This is a genomic window from Mycobacterium sp. NPDC051804, from assembly GCF_044452905.1.
Classification (GTDB): domain Bacteria; phylum Actinomycetota; class Actinomycetes; order Mycobacteriales; family Mycobacteriaceae; genus Mycobacterium.
In genome coordinates, this window is the sequence record NZ_JBITCD010000001.1 from 987,392 (window position 1) to 1,009,210 (window position 21,819).

Here is a 21,819-nt window from a genome sequence, read left to right on the forward strand (position 1 = left end):
CAGTGTTGTCGAAAATGACGGTGTCGAGAATGGCCGCGCTGGCGATGGCCGCCATCCTTGTGCTGGCCGGGTGCGGACGCGAAATGCGCCCTCAGCCGTCCGAGCCGCCGGCCACCCCGGCAGGCCCGACCACGGCGGCGACGGCCTTCGCGCAGAAAATCTCGGAGGCGGTCACGGGCGACGCGATGATGGCGCACGTGACCAAATTGCAGGAGATCGCCGACGAGCACGGAGGGAACCGGGCGCTCGGCACCCCCGGCTACGACGCGAGCGTCGACTATGTGGCGAACGCCCTGCGCGACAAGGGCTTCGACGTGCAAACCCCCGAATTCGAAGTGCGTCTGCCGTATTCCGACGAACCAGCGCTCACCGTGTCGGGCGCGAAGGTCGAGGCTGTTCCGCTGGAGTTCACCATCGGCACCAAGGGCGACGGGGTTGCCGGTGAGCTGGTGGCGGCCCGCGCCGAGGATTCACCGGGATGTACGGCGTCCGACTACGACGGCCTGCCGGTCAAGGGTGCAATCGTGCTCGTCGATCGCGGGGAGTGCCAGTTCGGTGACAAACAGGCCGCGGCCGCCGAGCGCGGTGCGGTCGCACTGATCGTGGCCAACAACGTCGACGGCGACGGGGTGGGCGGCACGCTCGGCCCCGATACCGCTGTGAAGATTCCGGTCATCGGCGTCACGAAGGCCACCGGCGAGCAGTTGCGTGCGGACCCGGGCCCGACCACCATCAAGCTGAACGCGGGCGTACGCGTCGAGCGCACCCGCAACGTGATCGCCCAGACGAAGACGGGGGCCACGTCCGATGTCGTGATGACCGGTGCGCACCTCGACAGCGTCGAGGAGGGGCCGGGGATCAACGACAACGGCTCCGGCGTGGCGGCGGTGCTGGAGACGGCGCTGCAGCTCGGCCCATCGCCCGACGTGAAAAACGCGGTGCGGTTCGGGTTCTGGGGTGCCGAGGAATTCGGGCTCCTCGGGTCGAACGACTATGTGGCGTCGCTCGATCACGAGGCACTCATGGACCTCGCGCTCTATCTGAACTTCGACATGATCGCCTCGCCCAATCCGGGCTACTTCACCATCGACGGCGATCAGTCCGCCCCGCCGGATCCGCAGCAGCAGGCGCCACGCATACCGGAGGGGTCGGCGGGCATCGAGCGCACGCTCGTGGCCTATCTCAAGGCGGCCGGTAAGAACCCCGAAGACATCCAGTTCGAAGGTCGTTCGGATTTCAGCAGTTTCACGCTGGCCGGGGTGGCCGCGGGCGGTCTGTTCACCGGCGCCGAGGAGAAGATGACGCCCGAACAAGCCGAGCGGTGGGGCGGGGAGGAAGCCGGCCAACCTTTCGACCCGAACTACCACAAGCCCGGAGACAACATCGACAACATCGACCGGACGGCATTCGAAATCAACGGTCGCGGTGCGGCATACGCCGTTGCGCTGTACGCGCAGGATCAAAGTGGACGCAACGGCATACCGGTCCGCGACGACCGCACGCGCCACGTGCTCGAGTCATGATGATTCCGAAGATGAGGTGGTGGGCGGCAGTCGTCGCGGCGATCTCGGTGGGCTCGGTGCTGACGTCGTGCTCGTCTGACTCCGCGGCGCCATCGCCGGATCTGGCTGCCGAACTGGCGGGCAAGATCAGCGCCGACGGTATGTATACCCATCTGCAGGAGCTGCAGACGATCGCCGACGCGAACGACGGCAGCAGGTCCAACGGCACACCCGGCTACGACGCCAGCGTGGACTATGTCGCAAAATTTCTGCAGGACAAGGGCTTTGATGTCCAGACCCCTGAGTTCGAGCTGCTCGACCGCTCGGAGGGCGGAAATCCGCAGCTCACGATCGGTGGCCGCAACTACGGCGTGCAGCAGGCCTCACTGCTGATCACCACGTCACGGGGTGGGCTGAATGGGGTGACACTGCGACCGCAGAAGACATCCGCAGGCTGCCGGTCCGCCGACTACGGCACGGTGTCGATGAGAGGGGCGATCGCCGTCGTCGACGACACCGGATGCTCGGTCGTCGCCAAACAGAACGCGGCTGTCGACAGGGGCGCGGTCGGCGTGCTCGTCGTCAGCGCACCCGCGCCGGGCGCAGGCAGCCCACCCGGCCTCTTCACGCCGGGTTACTACCAGCAGCTCACCGTGCCCGTCGGGGTCATCGGCAACGACGCCAACGCGGCGCTGCGCCGGACTACCGCACCGGTGAAACTGGTTCTGGACAACAAGCCGGTCATGAAGAAGGCACGAAATGTGCTGGCACAAACAAAGTCTGGTGATACCCGCAATGTGGTGATGGTCGGCGCACACCTCGACAGCTCCGCCCGCAGTCCCGGCATCAACGACGACGGCTCCGGAGTCGCCGCAGTGCTGGAGACCGCAGGGGCGCTCGGGTCGGCACCGCAGATCCGCAACGCCGTGCGGTTCGCCCTGTGGGGTTCGGAGGAGAACGCGCTGCAGGGCGCGACGAAGTACATCCGCGGGCTCGAGGGTGGACAACTCGACGAGATCGCGCTGTATCTCGACCTGGACATGATCGGCTCACCCAACGCCGGCTATTTCACTTACGACGGGGATCAGTCGGGCCAGCCGAACCCTGAGATTCCGCTGGACACCGTCCCCGAGGGTTCGGCCGGTATCGAACGGACGCTGGCGTCCTATCTCAACAGCGCGGGTGCCCGGCCCGCCGACATGCCGCTGACCCGATACACCGACTACAACGCATTCCTGACCGCAGGCGTCCCCGTCGGCGGCCTGACTGCGGGGGCATCGCAGCGGAAAACCGAAGTGCAAGCACGACTTTGGGGCGGCCGGGCCGGTGCTCCGTATGACCCCAACTACCGCACACCGCGCGACACGATCGACAACATCGACCGGGATGCGCTGTCGGTGATGGGATCGGCGGCGGCCTTCGCGGTCGGCACCTATGCGCAATCGGTCGAGGGTGTCAATGGAGTTCCGGCGTTCGATCAGCGGCATCGGAGCGCTCGCTAGTCCGCCTGAACCCCAACAGCCGCATGCCGTGATACACGACCAGGGCGGCGATCGATCCCAGCGCGATGCCGGTGAACGTCAAATTGCCTGCATGCCAAGTGAAGTCGGCGATACCGATGATCAGCGGGATGGCTGCGGTCATCTGGTTGAGCGGCTTGGAGAAATCGACGTGATTCGTCAGCCAGATCCGCACACCGAGAATGCCGACCAGTCCGTACAGGACCACCGTCGCCCCGCCGAGAACTCCCGCGGGGATGGCGGAGATGGCGGCGCCCACCTTCGGGCACAGCGACAGCAGGATGGCGACCGCCGCGGCAATCCAGTACGCCGCCGTCGAATAGACCCGGGTGGCGGCCATGACGCCGATGTTCTCGGCGTACGTGGTCGTCGCGGATCCGCCGCCGAGACCCGCCAGTGTCGTGGCCACCCCGTCGGCGGCCAGCGCGCGGCCAGTCACCGGATCGACGTCGGTGCCAGTCATCTGGCCGACCGACTTGACGTGCCCGATGTTCTCGGCGACCAGGGCTATCACGGCGGGCAGGAACATCGGCAACACAGCCAACGTGAATGTCGGAGTCTGGAACTCGGGCAAGCCGACCCAGGGGGCAGCCTTGATACCCGAGGTGTCGACCTCGCCGAGGAGCAGCGCGAGCAGGTACCCCGCGACCACCGCGATGAAGATTGCAAGCCGGCCGATGATGCCGCGGAAGAACGCCAGCGTGGCCACCAGCAGTACCAGCGTGACGATGCCGACGAGCGGGCCCTTCTCGAAGTTCGATTTCGCGGCGGGCGCGAGGTTGAAACCGATGAGGGCGACGATCGCGCCGGTGACAACCGGCGGCAACGTCACGTCGATCCAGTGTGTGCCGACCAGGTGTACGACCGAGCCGATGACGATCAGGGTGACACCGACCGCCACGATGCCACCCAGCGCGCTGCCCGTGCCATTGGACGCGACGGCCGCGGTGACCGGAGCGATCACCGAGAAGCTCGAACCGAGATAGCTCGGCAGCCGGTTGCCGGTGATCAGCAGGAACAGCACCGTGCCGATGCCCGAGAACAGCAAAGTGGTCGCCGGCGGGAATCCGGTGAGCACCGGCACCAGGAAGGTCGCTCCGAACATGGCCACGACGTGTTGTGCGCCGATGCCGATGGTGCGGAACCAGTCGAGCCGTTCGTCAGGTGCGACGACGAAGTCGTCGTCGGCACGGGCGTCGACGCGCGTCCACTTCAACAACGGAGTCCATGTCAGGAACGCCATGCTCTAAGACCGTAGGCAACCGCGCCTACCACAACCACACCAGAGCCCACGATGACCGAATTGATGGGCAGTGTGAAGGCGAGCAGCAGACAGCCCCCAAGGCCAACACCCGGGATGACGCGCGCCCCGAGTGTCCACGCCGACGCATTCGCGATCGCGTAATACAACAGCACGGCGAAGGACGAGAAGCCGATCGCGTCGCGCACGTCCACGAGCGCCGCCGCGACCGCCACCACGATGCCGACGGCGACCTCGGCACGGTAGGGGCTGCCGAACCGCGGGTGCACCGCGGCCAGTACGTGCGGCAGGTGGCGGTCGCGCGCCATCGCCAGCGTCGTGCGCGAAACCCCGAGGACAAGTGCGAGCAGCGAACCGAGCGCGGCGACGGCGGCCCCGATGCGGACCACGGGCTCCATCCCGGGAAAGCCCGCCGCCGCGACTGCGTCGGCGAGCGGAGCGGTCGCGTTGCCCAAGGTTTCGCTGCCCAGTTCGGCCAGCACCGCGACGGCTACGACGCCGTAGACCACCAGAGCGATCGTGAGCGCGATCGGGATGGCGCGGGGGATCGTGCGGGCCGGATCGCGTACCTCTTCGCCGAGGGTGGCGATGCGCGCGTATCCGGCGAACGCGAAGAACAGCAACCCGGCGGCCTGCAACACGCCCGCGACGGAAACGTCGGAACCGACGGCGATCCGCGACAGGTCCGCATCGCCGAAGCCGAGGATGACGACCACCACTGCGGCGAGTACCGCGAGCACCACGGCGACAATGGCGCGGGTCAGCAGCGCCGACTTCTGAATGCCGGTGTAATTCAATGCCGTCAGTGCCACGACCGCCGCGACCGCGACGGCGTGCGCCCAGGACGGCCATACGTAGTAGCCGACGGTGAGCGCCATCGCCGCGCAGGACGCGGTCTTTCCGACGACGAAGCTCCACCCCGCCGTGTAGCCCCAGAAATCACCGAGGCGCTCCCTGCCGTAGACGTAGGTACCGCCGGACTGCGGGTACCGGGCCGCCAGTTGCGCCGAGGAGGTGGCATTGCAATATGCGACGACTGCGGCGATACCGAGACCGATGAGCAGACCCGAACCACCGGCCGCTGCGGCCGGAGCCAGTGCGACGAAGATGCCCGCGCCGATCATTGAGCCAAGGCCGATGATCACCGCGTCGAAGGTGCCGAGCCGGCGGTGCAGTTCCTGGCCGCCGGGCGCGTTCACTTCGCTGATGCTAATTCACGCGACGGGGTCTTTCCCGAACGCCGATTCCCGGCCCCAGAGAAGCGTGGTCACCGCAACCACGAGGACGAGCCCTATGGCCCCGGTCGCCACTGGCGGGATGGTCCACAGGCGGCGCGCGAGCAGGGCTGTCTCGCATTGGTCGACATAGGTGTGCTGACCGGCCGCGGCCGCCGCCTGGCTCAGATCAGTGGCGAATCCCGTCCCGCATTTGATCTGGAATCCGTATTGATCGAAGGCGTCGAGAAAAACAGGAAAATTGAGCGCCAACAGGCCCGCGACGATCAGGACGACGCAGCCGACGCCGGTGTAGAACGCGCGACGGTGATAGTGATGCATGGGTCCCCCGTTCATGTATCGCACACTCCATCTATGTTAATGGCTGTTCTCCCTGTTGCCACTGCTTCGGCAGGGTTTTTGCCCTGGCTGGACGCGCTGTGTGGGTAACGTCGGTTATCGTGTCAGCCATGGCTCGCGACCGGCCAGTGAGCGGCGAAACCATTCGGCGCCGGCCCAAAGACCGCAAAGCTCAGATCGCGCGCGCTTCGGCAGAAGCGTTCAGCAACCTGGGCTTCCACGGTGTGAGCATGGAGGCCATCGCGTCCCGCGTGGGCATCTCGGCCGCCGCCCTGTACCGGCACTACACCGGCAAGTACGAACTCTTCCGTGATGCGGTGCTCAGCCTCGGCCAGCAGCTGGTGGATTGCACGGAGTTCGCCGAGGATGCTGCGACGGAGGATCCCCAACTCGTCCTGCACCGGCTGGTCGCCTCGCTCATCGACACCGCCATGGCCAATCGCGAATCAGGTGGGCTCTATCGATGGGAAGGCCGCTACTTGCGCGGTGACGACCAGGCCACCCTGATAGCGCAGATGCGCACCGTTCACCACCGAATCCAACGGCCGCTGTGCGTGATTCGCCCCGAGCTGACGGCGCGTCAACGGTGGACGCTGTCGACGGCGGTCCTTTCGGTGCTTGGCAGCATCGTCGACCACCGGGCCAAGCTGCCTGCCATTCAGGTGCGGGCGCTGCTGGCCGAGCTCGCCGACGCGGTGCTCGCCGCCGAACTGCCCGATCCGCGCGACGATCCTGGCGTTATCGAGACCGACGTTTCGACGGGGGCAGAATCATCGAGATACGAAGCACTGCTTGATGAATCGATGCAGCTGTTCAACCTCAAGGGGTATCGCGACACCGGCATGGAAGACATTGCCGCGGCGGTCGGGATGCCAGCTTCCGGCATCTATCGGTACTTCTCCGGCAAGAGCGACATCCTTGCGGCGGCGTTCCGCAGGGCGGCTGACCGGCTGTCGGCGGACACGTCGACCATCACGGCCACGATCGACGACGCGGAGGACGCGCTGACGGCGGTCATCGACGCCTACGTGGCACGGTCTTTCGATCAGCCGGAGTTGGACTACGTGTATTACAGCGAGCGACTCAACATGTCGGCGGCCGACCAGAAGATCCTGCGCAACATGCAGCGCTCCACGGTGGAGGCATGGGTCGAATTGGTCGTGGCTGTGCGGCCCGAATGGACTCCGGGGCAGGCGCGGTTCGCCGTGCACGCCGCGATGTCACTGGTGATCGACCTCGGCCGCCTGATGCGTTACGAGCAGTCGATGCACAGCTTCGCGACCATGGAGCGGCTGCTGGATCTGACGTTGTTGGGCCGCTACCGATTACGTGCGACGTTGCCCGCCAAGTAGGCGACGTATCCGAGCACGCCGACGACGGCCAGCTTGCGGGTCTTCGGTGCGGCCAGGCCGAGGCCCAGCGCCGTCTCGATGCCGCCGTTGATGTAGATGTTCTGACGGGTGTTGCGCGGAAATGCCGGCGCGGTGATCGATTCGAAGAGCGCAGGACGGGCAAAGTGCGCCAGGCCGGTACCCGCGAGGGCCAGCCCCGCGATGGTCGCACCACGCGAATTCTCTTTCGGCACTGCTACTGGTTCCTCTCTGGTCACGAAATCTGGTAGTCGCTCAACGGAAATTCGGAGGCTTCCTTGATGGCGGTACGCGTCGACATCGGCCGCAGCAGAGTGGGCTCCCCGCTCGGGTTGAAGTAGTAGGACCGCGACGACGCGCAATTGCCGTCGGCGAAAACCGTATTGGGGATCAACTCCGTCATCCGGTCGAGGTAACGGGAGTTGGCGTCCTCGGTGATCTCGAACGTGGTCGCACCGCGCCGCTTGATCTCACCGAACAGTCGATCCATATGCCGCATCTGGTATTCCATCGCGTTGAAGAAGTTCAACCCGAGAAACGCGTAGGGGCTGGCCAGGCTCAGGTAATTGGGGAAGTACGGGACTGTGACACCCTGATATGCCTGGAACCTGGTGTCGCGCCACCACTTCCCGAGGTTGCGGCCATCTCTGCCGACAATCTCGATGGCGGGGAAGTTCGCCTCCCAGAGGTCGAAACCCGTGGCGAGCACCAGGGTGTCGATGGTCGTCCTGGTGCCGTCGTTGGCGACGATCGCATCGGCCTCCACCCGTTCGATGCCGCTGGCCTGCAGGTGCACATGGGGTTTGGTGAAGAGGCGATAGTAGTTGTTCGAGAACGTGGGGCGCTTGCACCCGAATTCGTAGTCCGGGGTGAGCTTCTCGCGCAGCTCGGGGTCGCGTACCGACAGGTATCGGTGCAGCTTCGCGATGTCGGATGCGCCGAGTGTCAGCCGCCTGCCGAGGAGCAGTCGATGATGCAGAACGACGTAGTTGAAGAATTCGTAGATGTTGTCGGTGATCGCGCGAATGGCTCGCTGCGCCAACGGGACCCGCTTGAACAGTCGCTTTGCGCGTTCGGGAATCGCGAAGTCGAGCTTGGGCACCACCCAGATCGCGGTGCGCTGGTATACGGTCAGGTCCGCGGCCTTGCGCGCGAGCTCCGGGATGAGCTGCACCGCGGTCGCGCCGGTGCCGATGATCGCGATCCGCTTACCCGCAAGGTCGTAGTCGTCGTCCCAGGCCGTCGTGTGGATGACCTTGCCCTCGAACCCGGTGATGCCCGGGATGTCGGGAGTGTGGGGCTGTGACAGGAAGCCGGTGGCTGTGATCAGGTAGCGGGTGGTCAGCGTCTCGCCGCCGGCCAGCGCCACGCGCCAGAGTTTGGCCTCCTCGTCCCAGCGGGCGCCCTCGACGGTGGTGCTGAACCGCATGTGTGATCGAACGTCGTACTTGTCGGCGACGTCGTCGGCGTACTGCTTGATCTCCGCGCCCGTGGAGAACAGCCGCGACCAGTTGGGGTTCGGCTCGAAAAAGTACGAGTAGGTGGTCGTCGGAACGTCGACGGCCAGGCCGGGGTAGTGGTTGACGTACCAGGTGCCGCCCAAGTCTTCCTCGCGGTCGAGGATGACGAAGTTCTCGATGCCCAGCCGCTTGAGCTGGATGGCAGCGCCGATCCCCCCGAAACCGGCGCCCACGATGACGGCGTCGAATTGCTCCGAAGTCATGCGTAAAACGGTACCTCAGGTACCAGGAACTTCCGTGATCGCCTCAGCCTTTGATCGAGCCTGACCGTGGCGGATCGAGCGTCGCGATGCACGTCACCGCCCTGTCGCCCTGCTCCCAGGTTTCGGCGGTCGGGTACAGCACGTACAGCTGGACGCTGTCGTCGGTCATCGCCGACGGTGAGTACGACGCCAATTCCGGGCTGCACTTGTCGGCGTACGTGTCGATGGCGGCCTGGCCGGGGAAGTCGCTCCCGGGCATCTGCAACACCGCGAACACCTCGCCTGCATGCGGTTCGGCGCAATCGATCGTCTTCACCGTCAGCACCCGGGTGTCGCCGGGGATCTCGGAAAGGCAGTCGCCCATCTCGACATCGGTCGCGGTGACGGTGCCCTGCCCAAAGGCCAGATACAGCGCGACGCTGCCGCCGACGACGAGCACGAGCAGAGCCGCGACGACGCCGAGGACGATGAAGACGATTTTCTTGGAGTTCGACTTCTGCGGCGGCGGGAAATAGCCAGGGGGCTGCTGTGAGTACGGCTGCGGAGGCGGTGGCGGGTACGCGCTCGGATACGGCGGCGGCGGTGGATACGCGCCGGGGGGCTGTCCGTACGGAGGTTGCTCACCGTACGGATACGGCGGCTGGCCATATGGCGGGGGATTGCCCGGCGGCGTGGTCACCCTGTGACATTAGCGTCCAGCGCCCTAGGACGCACCCAGCAATCGGAGCGCGGCGTCGACCGCCAGCGCTGGGACATTCAGGGACTTCGAGCCGAGATCATGTCGGGCGCCGGTGATCTCGACGACCTCGGTGGCGGTGGGGATGAGCGCCGCCGCGGCGCGCAGCTCATCGATCGACCCGAACGGGTCGGCGGTGCCGTGGGTGAGCACTGTGGGCACCGCAATCCGGGGTAGGTGTTCGGTGCGGGCCCGCTCTGGCTTGCCCGGCGGGTGCAGCGGGTATGAGAACAGTGTCAGCGCATCGACTTTCACCACGTCATCGGCGACGACCATCGACGTCATCCGGCCACCGTACGAGTGACCGCCTGCGAGGACCGGCCCTTTGGTGAGGGTGCGGGCCAGCTCGATGGCCTCGACGATGCCGGCCTGGTCGGACGCGGCGGAATTCGACGGCGGGCCCTTGGGGCGTCGCCGCCGATAGGGCAGGTTGTACCTGATAGCAAGCCAGCCATGTGCGGCCCATTCGTCGCAGATCTTCTGCAGCAATGGGGATTCCCGGCTGCCACCGGCGCCGTGCGTCAGCACGATGGCGCCCTTGGCCTTGCCTGTTGGCTCGTGGGCGATACCCGCGATCTGGTCGACGTTCATCCGTTGAGCCTGAAGAGTGCGGACACCGGGCCGTGGCCGTGTCCCAGCGGATAGGCGGCGCGCAGACATTCGGTCACCCAACGCTTTCCGAACGCGACCGCATCGGGCACGGTGTAGCCGTGCGCCAGTGCGCTCGCGATCGCGGCGGCCAGCGTGTCGCCGGCCCCGTGGTCGTGTCCGGTGTCGATGCGGGCGGTGTCGAACTCGAAGAAGTCTGTCCCGTCGAACAGCAGATCGGGACTCTGCGACGACGCCCTCAGGTGGCCGCCCTTCACCAGCACCCATTGCGGTCCTAGCGCGTGCAGCGCATGTGCCGCCGTGCGTTGGGACGCCTCGTCGACGACGTCGACGTCCACGAGCAGGCGCACCTCGTCGAGGTTCGGCGTCACCACCGTGGCCAGCGGGAACAGCTCACCTCGGAGAGAATCCAGCGCGCTGGGATGCAGCAGCGGATCACCGTGCATCGAGGCGCACACCGGGTCGACGACTAACGGCACGGTCCCGGCCAGACCCTGCGTGCGCCAGGTGTCGGCGACGGTGTCGATGATCGCGGAGGAGGCCAGCATGCCGGTCTTGGCGGCTTGGACGCCGATGTCGGACGCCACGGCTTCGATCTGGCCGGCAATGACGTGCTGCGGGATCTCGTGAAACCCCTTGACCCCCATCGAGTTCTGCACCGTCACTGCGGTCACGGCAACCAGGCCGTGCACGCCGAGCATGGCGAACGTCCGCATGTCGGCCTGGATGCCCGCGCCGCCACCGGAGTCGGATCCGGCGATCGTCATGACCCGAAGTGGGGTTTGGCCCGGTGGTGTCAGCGCGAGGTAGGTCATGCGAGTGGAAGATAGACCTGGTTGCCGTGTTCGGTGAACTCCTTGGACTTTTCGGCCATGGCGTCCCGGATGTCCTGCGTGATGCGCATCGAGCAGAACTTCGGACCGCACATCGAGCAGAAGTGTGCGGTCTTGGCCGGTTCGGCGGGAAGAGTCTCGTCATGGAACTCGCGCGCGGTGTCGGGATCCAGCGAGAGCGCGAACTGGTCGTGCCATCGGAACTCGAATCGGGCACGCGACAGGGCGTCGTCCCGTTCCTGCGCGCGGGGGTGCCCCTTGGCCAAATCGGCGGCATGCGCCGCGATCTTGTAGGCGATCACACCGTCCTTCACGTCTTTGCGATCAGGTAGGCCCAGGTGTTCCTTCGGCGTGACGTAACACAGCATCGCTGTGCCGGCCTGGGCGATCATCGCCGCTCCGATCGCCGAGGTGATGTGGTCGTAGGCCGGTGCGATGTCGGTGGTCAGCGGGCCCAACGTGTAGAAGGGAGCCTCGTCGCACAGCTCTTCCTCCAGCCGCACGTTCTCGACGATCTTGTGCATCGGGACGTGCCCCGGACCCTCGATCATCACTTGCACGCCATGTGATTTCGCGATCGTCGTCAGCTCACCGAGAGTGCGCAGCTCGGCGAACTGCGCGGCGTCGTTGGCGTCGGCGATCGAACCCGGACGTAGACCGTCGCCGAGCGAGAACGTGACGTCGTAGCGCTGCAGGATCTCGCACAGCTCGTCGAAGTGGGTGTACAGGAACGACTCCTGATGGTGTGCAAGACACCACGCGGCCATGATGGAGCCGCCCCGGCTCACGATCCCCGTCACGCGGTTGGCGGTAAGTGGCACGTAGCGCAATAGCACCCCGGCATGGACGGTCATGTAGTCCACACCCTGCTCGCATTGTTCGATTACGGTGTCGCGGTAGCACTCCCACGTCAGCGCCACCGGATCGCCGTTGACCTTCTCCAGCGCCTGGTAGATGGGGACGGTGCCGACGGGCACCGGCGAGTTGCGCAGAATCCACTCGCGGGTCAGGTGGATATCGCGGCCGGTGGACAGGTCCATGATCGTGTCGGCGCCCCACCGAGTGGCCCACACCATCTTGTCGACTTCGTCGGCGATCGAGCTGCTGACGGCCGAATTGCCAATGTTCGCATTGACTTTCACCGCGAAGGCCTTGCCGATGATCATCGGTTCGGCCTCGGGGTGGTTGTGGTTGGCCGGTATGACGGCCCGGCCGCGAGCCACCTCGTCGCGAACCAATTCGGGTGCCACACTCTCGCGGGCGGCGATGAACGCCATCTCGGCGGTGATCTCTCCGGTGCGGGCGCGTTGAAGCTGGGTGCCGCGGTCCCGCACCACGCCGGGGCGGGCCGCGAGTCCCTGCTGCAGGTCGAGCACGGCATCGGCGTCGGTGTACGGGCCCGAGGTGTCGTACAGGTCGAAGTGCTCGCCGTTGGTCAGGTTCACCCGGCGAAACGGCACTCGCATCCCGTCGAAGTCACGGTAGACCTTGGAGCTGCCAGCGATGGGGCCCGTGGTGACATCAGAATGCAGCACTTTTCATCATCTCCCTACGCCGGCATTACCCGGTCAGGTTCGTACGGTCGACGGGCCTACCCGTCCTCTCAGCGCACTGGGTGTGCGCTCCCGTGTGTGGACGCTTGCCACGCTAGCTCAGTTCGGCGGTGCGCGGGAATAGGAATTGCCTCGAGCTACTTTGTATAGCTAATATATGTGTTTTGTGCCGGCTATGACGTGTAAGCGAATAGATGACGACTGAGATAGAGACGACCAACGCCGCGCTGGACAACACCGCAGCCCGGCGGGTTCGAATGGATCACGCCCACCCGTTCTACAAATGGGTCGTCCTGTCGAACACCACGCTGGGCATCCTGCTGGCCGCCATCAACGCCTCCATCGTGTTGATCTCGCTGCCGGCGATCTTCCGCGGTATCGGGCTCAATCCACTCGAGTCCCACAATGTCAGCTATCTGCTCTGGATGATCATGGGCTACCTGGTGGTGACCGCAGTGCTGGTGGTGCCGTTCGGTCGTCTGGGCGACATGTTCGGCCGGGTCCGCATTTACAACCTCGGGTTCGTCGTTTTCACGGTGGCCGCGGTCGCGCTGTCCTTCGACCCCTTCCATCTCGGTGGCGGCGCGGTGTGGCTGATCGCCTGGCGTGTCATCCAGGGCGTCGGCGGCGCGATGTTGATGGCGTCGTCGTCGGCGATCCTCACCGACGCGTTCCCCGCCAAGCAGCGCGGCATGGCACTAGGAGTGAACATGGTCGCCGCGGTCGCGGGGTCATTCCTGGGCCTGCTGATCGGTGGCTTTCTGTCCGAGTGGCATTGGCAGGCGGTCTTCTGGGTCGGCGTACCGATCGGCATTGCGGGCACGATCTGGAGCTATCGCTCGCTGCGAGAGTTGGGGTCTCGCACCCCGGGCCGACTTGACTGGGCTGGCCTCGTGTCATTCGGACTGGGCCTGACCGTACTGCTGGTCGGTATCACTTACGGCATTCAGCCCTATGGTGATTCGACCACCGGTTGGACCAGTCCGTGGGTGCTGGGCTCAATCGGTATCGGTGTGTTACTGCTCGTCGCCTTCTGCTTCATCGAGCTTCGGGTTGACGCGCCTATGGTCGACATCCGCCTTTTCAAGTCGGCGTCATTCGGCATGGGCAACCTCGCAGGACTGATGTCGTCTGTCGGACGCGGCGGCCTGCAGTTCATGCTGATCATCTGGTTGCAGGGCATTTGGCTTCCGTTGCACGGCTACAGTTTCGAATCCACGCCCCTTTGGGCTGGCATCTATCTGCTGCCCGCCACATTCGGATTCCTGGTCGGCGCGCCCGCTGCGGGCTGGCTGTCCGACCGCTTCGGGGCACGCCCGTTGACCGTCGGTGGAATGCTTCTGATGGCCGTTACTTTCGTTGCCCTGCTGTTGATCCCGGTCAACTTCGACTACTGGATCTTTGCGCTGCTGGTGTTCGGTAACGGCTTGGGCGGCGGCATCTTCACAGCGCCCAACACCGCGGCCATCATGTCGAGCGTTCCCGCCAATCAGCGCGGCGCCGCATCCGGTGTGCGCTCGACGTTCTTCAATGCGGGAAACTCGCTGTCGATCGGAATCTTCTTTTCGCTGATGATCGTTGGGCTCGCCAACACGCTGCCGACGGCGATGAACAACGGCCTTCAGGCACAGGGGGTTTCACCAGACGTCGCTCATCAGGTCGCCAACCTGCCACCTGTGGGCAGCCTATTCGCGGCGTTTCTCGGCTACAACCCGATCGCCGAGCTGCTCGGCCCGTCGGGCGCGCTCGATGCACCGGGTGTCAATGCCGAGGTGCTCACCGGTCAGACCTTCTTTCCGCAGTTGATCACCGAGCCGTTCCACTCTGGGCTCACGGTGGTGTTCATCGCTGCGGCGGCGATGATGGTGATCGGTGCGGTTGCCTCGCTGTTCAATCCGGGCCGGTACGCCGATGCGCCTGGGGCTGACAACAGGGCGTGACCGACTAGGTCAGCTCGATGAGCACCGGTGCGTGGTCGCTGGGCGCCTTACCCTTGCGTTCCTCGCGGACGATCTCGGCGTGAGTGACGCGTTGCGCGAGGGCCGGTGAGCCGAGAATGAAGTCGATGCGCATTCCGCGGTTCTTCGGGAACCGCAGCTGGGTGTAGTCCCAGTAGGTGTAGACGGCGGGGCCGGGGGTGAAAGGCCTTACCACATCGGTGAATTGAGCATCGACGATCGCGTTGAAGGCGCGGCGTTCCGCGGGCGTGACATGGGTGCTGTTGGCGTAGAACTCCGGACTCCACACGTCCTCGTCGGTAGGCGCGATGTTCCAGTCGCCCACCATGGCGATCTGAGCCGTCGGGTCTTCGGTGAGCCATTGCTGTGCCGTATCACGCAGCGCGGCAAGCCATTGCAGCTTGTATACGTAGTGGGGATCGTCCGGGGTGCGCCCGTTGGGGACATACAAGCTCCACACTCGGACCCCGTTGCACGTCGCCCCCAGGGCACGAGCCTCGGCCGCGGCTTCGACATCTGGCTTGCTGCTCCACGTCGGCTGACCGGCGAAGCCGACCTGGACATCGTCGATACCGACTCGGGACGCGATGGCGACGCCGTTCCACTGGTTGAATCCGCAGTGCACCACGTCGTAGCCGGCGGCCAGGAACGGCATGGTGGGGAACTGCTCGTCGGAGCACTTGGTCTCCTGCATAGCGAGCACGTCGACGTCGGCCCGCTCGAGCCAGTCGGCCACCCGATCGACGCGAGCGCGGATGGAGTTGACGTTCCACGTGGCCAACCGCATGATGCCGAGCCTAGTTGTCGGACCCCGATGGCATGATCGAACACATGTTCGAGTGCGATCGAGACCGGGATCTCATCGAGGTGATGGGTGAGGCGACGCGCTACGAGTCGACATGTATCGCGCAACGGTTGTTGGCGGTAGCGGAGTTGTATACCCGGCATCAGGGTGCGTTGGCCGATATGGAGTGGTGTCTGGTCGATTACTGCGCTGCCACGGCCGCGGATGTGTCGGCGGTACAGAACATCAGTCATGCCCGGGCGGTCGGGCAGGTGCAGTTCGCGTGTGCGCTGGCCCATCGACTGCCCTCGGTGGCCAAGGTGTTTCTGCGCGGCACCATCGATTTTCGGATGGTATCGACGATCATCCACCGCACCGACAATGTCGATGACGCGCTGATGCCGCAGTTGGATGAGGCGATCGCCCGCCATTGCGAAAAGTGGATGAGGCTATCGAGGCCGAAGTTGCAGGATCGAGTGGACCAGTGGGTGGCCAAGTTCGATCCCGCCGCCGTGCGAGTGCCGCCGAAAGTCGATGACAACCGGTACTTCGACGTCGACGAGGCCGGCCCGGGGATGGCCTTTGCTTCCGGTCACGTGCGTGCCGCCGACGCCGCCGCCCTTGATGCGCGGTTGGATGCGTTGGCGGCCACGGTGTGTGAGCACGATCCGCGTGCCCGCAGCCAGCGTCGTGCCGATGCCGCGGGAGCGTTGGCCCGAATGGAAGCCACCCTGGCGTGTGAGTGTGGGCGGGAAGATTGCACCGCAGCGGCGGCACAAGCCGAGGGAAACAGCGCAGCGGCCACTGCTGTCATCCATGTCCTCGCCGAGCAGGGCACGCTCGACGGGTCCAGTGACAACCCTGGGTATCTGCGCGGGTTCGGGATCCTGCCTGCCGAATCGGTGCGCGAGGTGGCCAAGACCGCAAAGCTCAAGCCGTTGACGATGCCGGCGGGTGTGACGCCGGATCCGGGGTATCGGCCGACGGCGAAGACCAGGGAGTTCCTGCAGTGGCGCGATCTGACGTGTCGCTGGCCCGGGTGCGACAAGCCCGTATCCAAGTGCGATGTCGACCACACGGTGCCCTGGCCGCATGGGCCGACCCATCCGTCGAACACCAAGCACTACTGCCGAATCCACCATCTGGTCAAGACGTTCTGTGGGTGGAGCGATCAGCAGTTGCCCGACGGCACGATCGTGTTGACCTCGCCGACTGGGTACATATTCACCACCGAAGCCCACGGCGCGGCGATGTTCCCTACGATGGCCACGCCCACCGGTGAGCTCGACCTGCCCTTGCAAGCAGCAGATCTCGGCGCGGATCGCCTCGCGATGATGCCGCGGCGCAAGCAGACCCGCGCGCAGGACCGCCAAGTCAGAATCAACGCGGAACGACGCGAACGCACCGAACTAATCGCCGAAGAAGAACGACAACACCAAGCCTGGCTGGCGGCGATCTACAAACCGCCGCCCTTCTGAACGGGTTCGATGCGCACATAGCGCGACCGGTGGTGGAGGGTGAACCCCATCGACTCGAAAAGCGCTGTCGCGGAGGCATTGTCGGCGAGCACCTGCGTGTAAGCGCGGGTGGCGCCCTGATCCGCACCCCAGCCCATCAGCGCGGTGCACAGTGATCGTGCATGGCCGCGTCGGCGCTGATCCTCGGCGACCTTCAACGCGGACAGGCCCAGCCAGCGGGTGCCGTCGCGCGCCGATGTGACCGCTGCCCGCGCCACTGCCGCACCCGCGACCGTCGCGAAGATCACCGAGCCGTCGACCACCGTGGTCAACACGTCGATCGGCACGTTGCGCTCATAGATGCGCATCCACTCTTCGTCCGGTCGTGGTGCCAGCGCTACCGCGTCTCCAGGTTCGCCCGGTTCGATATCGCATGCCATGACGAGGTTCTCGGCTTCGGTCGGTGTATCCGCCGGAACGCGGATCAACCGGTCCGGCGCGCTCACCAATGGCGCCACCGACCGTGCCGCGTACCAGTCGGCGACCGCGCCCATTTCGGAGGAACCCGAAAAATCAAGTGGAACAGCTGAATTAGCGCGACGTGTGATCCCGTGCCCGAAGCGGCAGAACCATCCGCCCACCCACTGCTGCTCCGCGCCGGGCCAGGCCAGTGCCGCCGCGTGCTCGAGGTTTCGGATGTCGGCGGTACGCACCGGTGCAGCGGCCAGCGCCTTGATCACGACCACCTCGTCGACCGCAACGGCCACCACATCCCCGCGCTTCGTGCGCACGTGCAGCGTCGGCTCCGTCTGCACCAGGTGACCGATCACGTCCGTCAACGGTGGCACCGACCCGGCGGGCAGGCGGTGTCGAATCATCACCCGCGTGCCCACCGGCGGAATCTGCATCAGTGACCGAAGGGGTCGGGATCCTCGCCGGGCATCCACGACAGCCCCGGCACGCCCCAGCCGTGCGACTTCACCGAGCGCTTCGCGCTGCGCGCATGCCTGCCGACCAGCCGATCCAGATACAGGAAGCCGTCCAGGTGGCCCGTCTCGTGCTGCAGCATCCGCGCGAACAGGCCGGTGCCTTCCAGCGTGATCGGTGTGCCGTCGGCGTCCAGGCCCGTCACCCGCGCCCAGTCCGCCCGGCCGGTCGGAAACGATTCCCCGGGCACCGACAGGCAGCCCTCGTCATCGTTGTCCGGGTTGGGCATCGTCTCGGGAACTTCGGACGTCTCGAGCACCGGGTTCACGACGACACCCTTGCGTCGGGTGACCCTGCCGCGTTCGTCTGCGCAGTCGTAGACGAACACACGCTTGGCTATCCCGATCTGATTCGCGGCGAGCCCGACACCGTTGGCCGCCGCCATCGTGTCGTAGAGATCGGCGATCAAGTCCGCGAGATCGGCCGGCAGCGAACCGTCGTCACCGACAGGTATGGGCTCGGTCGCGGTGTGCAGGACGGGATCTCCTACGATGCGTATCGGTACAACAGCCACGCGCAACAGCTTAAGTCGGCAATCCTTATCGCCCGACTCGCGGGCATGTCGGACGCCTCTGCTTGCAAACCCGTGGTTGAATGAGCGCCGAACCACAGCGATGTCATTTCGAGTGTTGGAAGGGCCCAGGAGCCAGATGGACGGCGCAATCGCGCGGACTGAGCAATCCGGGAACGACCCTGCCCTGGCCGATGGGCTGACCCGGCGCGAGCACGACATCCTGGCGTTCGAACGTCAGTGGTGGAAATACGCGGGTTCCAAGGAAGACGCGATCAAGGAACTGTTCTCGATGTCGGCCACTCGCTACTACCAGGTGCTCAACGCCCTGGTCGACCGTCCGGAGGCGCTCGCAGCGGATCCCATGCTGGTCAAGCGGCTGCGCCGGTTGCGGGCAAGTCGGCAGAAGGCGCGTGCGGCACGCCGGCTCGGCTTCGACGTCACCTGAGCTCGGCAGGTCTTTCTCCGACCGGCTTGTTCGGCTGGATACAGTGAACGCAATGAATCAGCAGAACTCCTCTGGCCTACCCCTGCGCGCCATGGTGATGGTGCTGCTGTTCCTCGGCGTCGTATTTCTGCTGGTGGGATTCCAGGCGATGGGTGGCGGCGACGACGACGGCGATCAGTCGTCCATCGCGACCAGCACCCAGACGACCACCACCAGCGCGAGCCCGACCGAGTCCCCTGAACCGGCCAAGCCCGAGGTGCGGGTGTTCAACATCTCGACGGTGCAGGGCGCCGCGGAGGGCACCGCCAACCGGCTGCGCGAGGGCGGCTGGACCGTCGCCGAGACGGGGAACCTCGAGCTGCCCGACGTGACGGCCAACACCGTGTACTTCACCGACGCACCCGGAGAGCGGGAAGCCGCCGAGGAAGTCGGCAAGTTGTTGGACGCCCCGGTCGAACCTCGTCTACCCGAACTCGCAGAGCAGCCGCCGGGAGTGCTCGTGGTGGTGACCGGCTAGGCTCTAGCACATGCTCAAGACCGTCGCGCTCGCAGCTGGCTTCGCAGTTCCCGCTCTCGTGCTCAGCGCTTGCAGCGCCCCCGAACAACCCGCAACGACACCGGGCACCACACCGTCGGTGTGGACTGGCTCGCCCGCACCGTCGGCACAGCCCGGTGAGCACGGCGGCGGCCACGGCGGTGGACATGGGGGTGAGGCCAGCGGCGAGACGCTGAAGACCGAACTGAAATCACCGGACGGGACCACGGTCGCCACGGCCGAGATCGCGTTCTCGGGCAACTATGCGACCGTCACGGTTCAGACCACCGAAGGTGGTGAACTGGCACCGGGCTTCCACGGACTGCACATCCACTCGGTCGGCAAGTGTGAGGCCAACTCGGTCGCGCCGACCGGCGGTGCGCCCGGCGACTTCAATTCGGCCGGTGGACATCTCCAGGTGGCAGGACACACCGGGCACCCCATGAGCGGTGACCTGTCGTCGCTGCAGGTTCGCGAGGACGGCTCGGCGTTGTTGGTGACGACCACCGACGCGTTCACTGAGGAAGACCTGACGGGTGAGGCCAAGACGGCCATCATCATTCACGAGAAGGCGGACAATTTCGCGAACATTCCGCCGGAGCGCTACCAGCAGGTCAACGGAGCTCCCCCGCCGGACGAGACCACCCTGGCGACCGGCGATGCCGGAAAGCGTGTGGCGTGCGGTGTCATCGGCGCAAGCTAACCGCCACATAGATTTCGTCGCCTCGCCCCGGCCGACGCTAGGGGTGGAGTGGGAGTTCGCGCTAGTCGACGCCGAGACCCGCGACGTGAGCAATGTCGCCACCGAGGTGATCGAGGAACTCGGCGAGAACAACCCGCGGGTGCACAAGGAACTGCTGCGCAACACCGTCGAGATCGTCACCGGCATCAACGATTCCGTTCCCGAGGCGATGGACGACCTACGGTCGACGCTGCGGACCGCTCGCAAGATCGTCCGGGACCGCAACATGGAGTTGTTCTGCGCGGGCACACATCCGTTCGCACAATGGACCCCCGAGAGCCTGACCGATGCGCCCCGCTACGCCGAGCTGATCAAGCGCACGCAGTGGTGGGGGCGTCAGATGCTGATCTGGGGCGTCCATGTACACGTAGGCATCTCGTCGGCGCACAAGGTGATGGCGATCAACACCTCACTGCTCAACCACTATCCGCACCTGCTGGCGCTGTCGGCGTCGTCGCCATTCTGGGACGGCGAGGACACCGGCTATGCGTCCAACCGCGCGATGATGTTCCAGCAGTTGCCGACGGCCGGCCTACCATTCCACTTTCAGACGTGGCGGGAATGGGAAGGCTTCGTACACGATCAGAAGAAGACCGGCATCATCGACCACATGAACGAAATCCGTTGGGATATCAGGCCGTCGCCGCACATCGGTACGGTGGAGGTGCGGATCTTCGACGGGGTCTCCAACATCCGTGAGTTGAGCGCATTGGTGGCATTGACTCACTGTCTGATCGTCGACCTCGACCATCGCCTGGATGCTGGCGAGCGATTGCCGACGATGCCACCGTGGCACGTACAGGAAAACAAGTGGCGCGCAGCCCGTTACGGCTTGGATGCGGTGATCATCCTGGACGAGGACAGCAACGAGCGTCTGGTAACCGATGACCTCGACGATCTGCTGAACCGGCTCGAGCCTGTTGCCGCCTCGTTGAACTGTGCCGACGAACTCAGGCTGGTCTCCGAAATCTGCGCTTCGGGTGGGTCTTACCAACGTCAACGGCGGGTTGCCGAAGAGCATGACGGCGACCTGCGTGCGGTGGTCGACTCGCTGGTCGCCGAGTTGGACGTCTAACGGTGCCCGTCACGCCGATGTTTCCGCTGCAGGTGGCGATGCTGCCCGGTGAGGAGCTGCCGCTGCGAATCTTCGAACCGCGTTACGCCGCACTGGTTTCGGACTGCCTCGCGACCGATGACCCTGCGTTCGGGGTGGTGTTGATCTCCGCCGGCCGCGAGGTAGGCGGCGGTGACAAGCGCAGTGACGTCGGCGCGATGGCTCACATCACAGAGTCTGCCGATCTCGGGGATGGCCGCTATCGCCTGCGGTGCGTCATGGCCGAGCGCATCCGGGTGGTGGAGTGGCAGCCCGACAATCCGTACCCGCGCGCCGCGGTCGAGGACTGGCCCGATGAACCCGGTGAGAGCATCGATGTGAACGCGATCAGGGACATCGAAGATCGCATGGTCGCGCTGTTCGAGCGCATCGCGCAGGCACGCGGCGCGCAGGTGGTTGCGCGGGACATCGTCGCGGGGGCCGATGCATCTGGCGATGCCGCAATGTGGATGTACGCGTTGGCTTCCCGGCTGCCGATGGGGCAGGCCGACCGCTACGCCGTGCTCGCCGCGCCGACGGTCGCCGCGCGGGTTGCCGCGCTGAGCGAAGCCGTGGATACGGTGACCGCGATGGTCGAATTCCAGCTCTCCGAGTAGCTTTCG

The 21,819-nt window shown here is 65.5% G+C and carries 22 protein-coding genes and 1 riboswitch; of the genes, 10 read left to right on the forward strand and 12 right to left on the reverse strand.

The genetic code is table 11. From position 1 onward, the window contains the following. Window positions 1-14: 14 nt before the first annotated feature. Both ACIA48_RS04760 and ACIA48_RS04765 read left to right on the forward strand, forming a co-directional pair. Window positions 15-1,523: a M28 family metallopeptidase gene (locus tag ACIA48_RS04760; RefSeq protein ID WP_396728099.1), complete on the forward strand. Its 1,509-nt coding sequence runs from the start codon at window positions 15-17 to the stop codon at window positions 1,521-1,523. After that, the gene (locus ACIA48_RS04765; protein WP_396728101.1) at window positions 1,520-3,004 is read left to right on the forward strand and encodes a M28 family peptidase; all 1,485 of its coding nucleotides are present in this window, start codon (window positions 1,520-1,522) and stop codon (window positions 3,002-3,004) included. Before ACIA48_RS04760 ends, ACIA48_RS04765 begins: the two co-directional genes overlap by 4 nt. On the opposite strand, the gene ACIA48_RS04770 is transcribed toward ACIA48_RS04765, so the two are convergent. The 3 genes from ACIA48_RS04770 to ACIA48_RS04780 are packed head-to-tail and all read right to left on the reverse strand — an operon-like array spanning window position 2,958 to window position 5,854. Continuing rightward, the gene (locus tag ACIA48_RS04770) at window positions 2,958-4,265 is read right to left on the reverse strand and encodes a uracil-xanthine permease family protein (RefSeq protein ID WP_396728103.1); all 1,308 of its coding nucleotides are present in this window, start codon (window positions 4,263-4,265) and stop codon (window positions 2,958-2,960) included. The genes ACIA48_RS04765 and ACIA48_RS04770 overlap by 47 nt on opposite strands. Then, a complete protein-coding gene (locus ACIA48_RS04775; protein ID WP_396728105.1) occupies window positions 4,253-5,482 on the reverse strand; it encodes an APC family permease in 1,230 nt (409 codons plus the stop codon). The genes ACIA48_RS04770 and ACIA48_RS04775 overlap by 13 nt, the downstream gene beginning before the upstream one ends. A gap of 15 nt (window positions 5,483-5,497) precedes the next feature. Next, on the reverse strand, window positions 5,498-5,854 hold the full coding sequence (locus ACIA48_RS04780; protein ID WP_396728107.1) for a hypothetical protein: 357 nt from the start codon (window positions 5,852-5,854) through the stop codon (window positions 5,498-5,500). 113 nt (window positions 5,855-5,967) lie between these two features. On the opposite strand from ACIA48_RS04780, the gene ACIA48_RS04785 reads away from it, so the two are divergent. Next, the gene (locus ACIA48_RS04785) at window positions 5,968-7,209 is read left to right on the forward strand and encodes a TetR/AcrR family transcriptional regulator (RefSeq protein WP_396728109.1); all 1,242 of its coding nucleotides are present in this window, start codon (window positions 5,968-5,970) and stop codon (window positions 7,207-7,209) included. On the opposite strand, the gene ACIA48_RS04790 is transcribed toward ACIA48_RS04785, so the two are convergent. The 6 genes from ACIA48_RS04790 to thiC form a co-directional block, all read right to left on the reverse strand. Next, a complete protein-coding gene (locus tag ACIA48_RS04790) occupies window positions 7,176-7,442 on the reverse strand; it encodes a hypothetical protein (RefSeq protein WP_396728111.1) in 267 nt (88 codons plus the stop codon). The two genes, ACIA48_RS04785 and ACIA48_RS04790, sit on opposite strands and share 34 nt — an antisense overlap. Window positions 7,443-7,462: 20 nt before the next feature. Next, on the reverse strand, window positions 7,463-8,950 hold the full coding sequence (locus ACIA48_RS04795; protein ID WP_396728113.1) for a flavin-containing monooxygenase: 1,488 nt from the start codon (window positions 8,948-8,950) through the stop codon (window positions 7,463-7,465). Window positions 8,951-8,993: 43 nt separating this feature from the next. After that, entirely contained in the window at window positions 8,994-9,629 is a 636-nt protein-coding gene (locus tag ACIA48_RS04800) for a septum formation family protein (RefSeq protein WP_396728115.1), read from the reverse strand. Between the two features lie 24 nt (window positions 9,630-9,653). Beyond that, on the reverse strand, window positions 9,654-10,277 hold the full coding sequence (locus tag ACIA48_RS04805) for an alpha/beta family hydrolase (protein ID WP_396728117.1): 624 nt from the start codon (window positions 10,275-10,277) through the stop codon (window positions 9,654-9,656). After that, complete coding sequence (gene thiD / locus ACIA48_RS04810; RefSeq protein ID WP_396728119.1) at window positions 10,274-11,110, reverse strand: bifunctional hydroxymethylpyrimidine kinase/phosphomethylpyrimidine kinase; 837 nt, start codon at window positions 11,108-11,110, stop codon at window positions 10,274-10,276. The genes ACIA48_RS04805 and thiD overlap by 4 nt, the downstream gene beginning before the upstream one ends. Beyond that, on the reverse strand, window positions 11,107-12,663 hold the full coding sequence (gene thiC, locus ACIA48_RS04815) for a phosphomethylpyrimidine synthase ThiC (RefSeq protein WP_396728121.1): 1,557 nt from the start codon (window positions 12,661-12,663) through the stop codon (window positions 11,107-11,109). The genes thiD and thiC overlap by 4 nt, the downstream gene beginning before the upstream one ends. Then, window positions 12,658-12,767, reverse strand: a riboswitch (TPP riboswitch). It overlaps the preceding gene by 6 nt. Before the next feature lie 108 nt (window positions 12,768-12,875). Between thiC and ACIA48_RS04820 the strand changes: the two genes are divergently transcribed. Then, window positions 12,876-14,621 carry an MFS transporter gene (locus ACIA48_RS04820; RefSeq protein ID WP_396728123.1) on the forward strand — a complete coding sequence of 582 codons (1,746 nt, stop codon included), beginning with the start codon at window positions 12,876-12,878 and terminating at the stop codon, window positions 14,619-14,621. A 4-nt stretch (window positions 14,622-14,625) separates the two neighbouring features. Here ACIA48_RS04820 and ACIA48_RS04825 read toward each other — a convergent pair whose 3' ends face one another. Continuing rightward, window positions 14,626-15,426, reverse strand: a complete 801-nt coding sequence (locus tag ACIA48_RS04825) for an exodeoxyribonuclease III (RefSeq protein ID WP_396728125.1) — start codon at window positions 15,424-15,426, stop codon at window positions 14,626-14,628. A 44-nt stretch (window positions 15,427-15,470) separates the two neighbouring features. On the opposite strand from ACIA48_RS04825, the gene ACIA48_RS04830 reads away from it, so the two are divergent. Beyond that, the gene (locus ACIA48_RS04830; protein WP_396728127.1) at window positions 15,471-16,901 is read left to right on the forward strand and encodes an HNH endonuclease signature motif containing protein; all 1,431 of its coding nucleotides are present in this window, start codon (window positions 15,471-15,473) and stop codon (window positions 16,899-16,901) included. Here the strand turns inward: ACIA48_RS04830 and ACIA48_RS04835 are convergent. Together ACIA48_RS04835 and ACIA48_RS04840 are read right to left on the reverse strand one after the other, a co-directional pair. Beyond that, window positions 16,880-17,788 carry a GNAT family N-acetyltransferase gene (locus tag ACIA48_RS04835; RefSeq protein WP_396728129.1) on the reverse strand — a complete coding sequence of 303 codons (909 nt, stop codon included), beginning with the start codon at window positions 17,786-17,788 and terminating at the stop codon, window positions 16,880-16,882. The two genes, ACIA48_RS04830 and ACIA48_RS04835, sit on opposite strands and share 22 nt — an antisense overlap. Beyond that, the gene (locus tag ACIA48_RS04840) at window positions 17,788-18,381 is read right to left on the reverse strand and encodes a peptide deformylase (RefSeq protein WP_396728131.1); all 594 of its coding nucleotides are present in this window, start codon (window positions 18,379-18,381) and stop codon (window positions 17,788-17,790) included. Before ACIA48_RS04840 ends, ACIA48_RS04835 begins: the two co-directional genes overlap by 1 nt. A gap of 136 nt (window positions 18,382-18,517) precedes the next feature. Here ACIA48_RS04840 and ACIA48_RS04845 point away from each other — a divergent pair, with 136 nt between their 5' ends. Genes ACIA48_RS04845 through ACIA48_RS04865 form a run of 5 tightly spaced genes read left to right on the forward strand, consistent with a single transcriptional unit; the run spans window position 18,518 to window position 21,813 of the window. Beyond that, window positions 18,518-18,826: a DUF3263 domain-containing protein gene (locus ACIA48_RS04845; protein ID WP_083124120.1), complete on the forward strand. Its 309-nt coding sequence runs from the start codon at window positions 18,518-18,520 to the stop codon at window positions 18,824-18,826. A 52-nt stretch (window positions 18,827-18,878) separates the two neighbouring features. Beyond that, window positions 18,879-19,343, forward strand: a complete 465-nt coding sequence (locus ACIA48_RS04850) for a LytR C-terminal domain-containing protein (RefSeq protein ID WP_396728134.1) — start codon at window positions 18,879-18,881, stop codon at window positions 19,341-19,343. Between the two features lie 10 nt (window positions 19,344-19,353). Next, on the forward strand, window positions 19,354-20,064 hold the full coding sequence (gene sodC, locus ACIA48_RS04855) for a superoxide dismutase[Cu-Zn] (RefSeq protein WP_396728136.1): 711 nt from the start codon (window positions 19,354-19,356) through the stop codon (window positions 20,062-20,064). After that, on the forward strand, window positions 20,021-21,178 hold the full coding sequence (locus tag ACIA48_RS04860) for a glutamate--cysteine ligase (protein WP_396728138.1): 1,158 nt from the start codon (window positions 20,021-20,023) through the stop codon (window positions 21,176-21,178). The genes sodC and ACIA48_RS04860 overlap by 44 nt, the downstream gene beginning before the upstream one ends. A gap of 2 nt (window positions 21,179-21,180) precedes the next feature. Continuing rightward, window positions 21,181-21,813: an LON peptidase substrate-binding domain-containing protein gene (locus ACIA48_RS04865; protein WP_396728140.1), complete on the forward strand. Its 633-nt coding sequence runs from the start codon at window positions 21,181-21,183 to the stop codon at window positions 21,811-21,813. The last annotated feature ends 6 nt before the right edge of the window (window positions 21,814-21,819 follow it).

Coding starts and splice junctions, on each gene's coding strand:
- ACIA48_RS04760 (WP_396728099.1), top strand. CDS start 15: ATGACGGTGTCGAGAATGGCCGCGCTGGCGATGGCCGCCATCCTTGTG.
- ACIA48_RS04765 (WP_396728101.1), top strand. CDS start 1,520: ATGATGATTCCGAAGATGAGGTGGTGGGCGGCAGTCGTCGCGGCGATC.
- ACIA48_RS04770 (WP_396728103.1), bottom strand. CDS start 4,265: ATGGCGTTCCTGACATGGACTCCGTTGTTGAAGTGGACGCGCGTCGAC.
- ACIA48_RS04780 (WP_396728107.1), bottom strand. CDS start 5,854: ATGAACGGGGGACCCATGCATCACTATCACCGTCGCGCGTTCTACACC.
- ACIA48_RS04785 (WP_396728109.1), top strand. CDS start 5,968: ATGGCTCGCGACCGGCCAGTGAGCGGCGAAACCATTCGGCGCCGGCCC.
- ACIA48_RS04795 (WP_396728113.1), bottom strand. CDS start 8,950: ATGACTTCGGAGCAATTCGACGCCGTCATCGTGGGCGCCGGTTTCGGG.
- ACIA48_RS04805 (WP_396728117.1), bottom strand. CDS start 10,277: ATGAACGTCGACCAGATCGCGGGTATCGCCCACGAGCCAACAGGCAAG.
- thiD (WP_396728119.1), bottom strand. CDS start 11,110: ATGACCTACCTCGCGCTGACACCACCGGGCCAAACCCCACTTCGGGTC.
- ACIA48_RS04820 (WP_396728123.1), top strand. CDS start 12,876: ATGACGACTGAGATAGAGACGACCAACGCCGCGCTGGACAACACCGCA.
- ACIA48_RS04825 (WP_396728125.1), bottom strand. CDS start 15,426: ATGCGGTTGGCCACGTGGAACGTCAACTCCATCCGCGCTCGCGTCGAT.
- ACIA48_RS04830 (WP_396728127.1), top strand. CDS start 15,471: ATGTTCGAGTGCGATCGAGACCGGGATCTCATCGAGGTGATGGGTGAG.
- ACIA48_RS04835 (WP_396728129.1), bottom strand. CDS start 17,788: ATGCAGATTCCGCCGGTGGGCACGCGGGTGATGATTCGACACCGCCTG.
- ACIA48_RS04845 (WP_083124120.1), top strand. CDS start 18,518: ATGGACGGCGCAATCGCGCGGACTGAGCAATCCGGGAACGACCCTGCC.
- ACIA48_RS04850 (WP_396728134.1), top strand. CDS start 18,879: ATGAATCAGCAGAACTCCTCTGGCCTACCCCTGCGCGCCATGGTGATG.
- sodC (WP_396728136.1), top strand. CDS start 19,354: ATGCTCAAGACCGTCGCGCTCGCAGCTGGCTTCGCAGTTCCCGCTCTC.
- ACIA48_RS04860 (WP_396728138.1), top strand. CDS start 20,021: ATGCCGGAAAGCGTGTGGCGTGCGGTGTCATCGGCGCAAGCTAACCGC.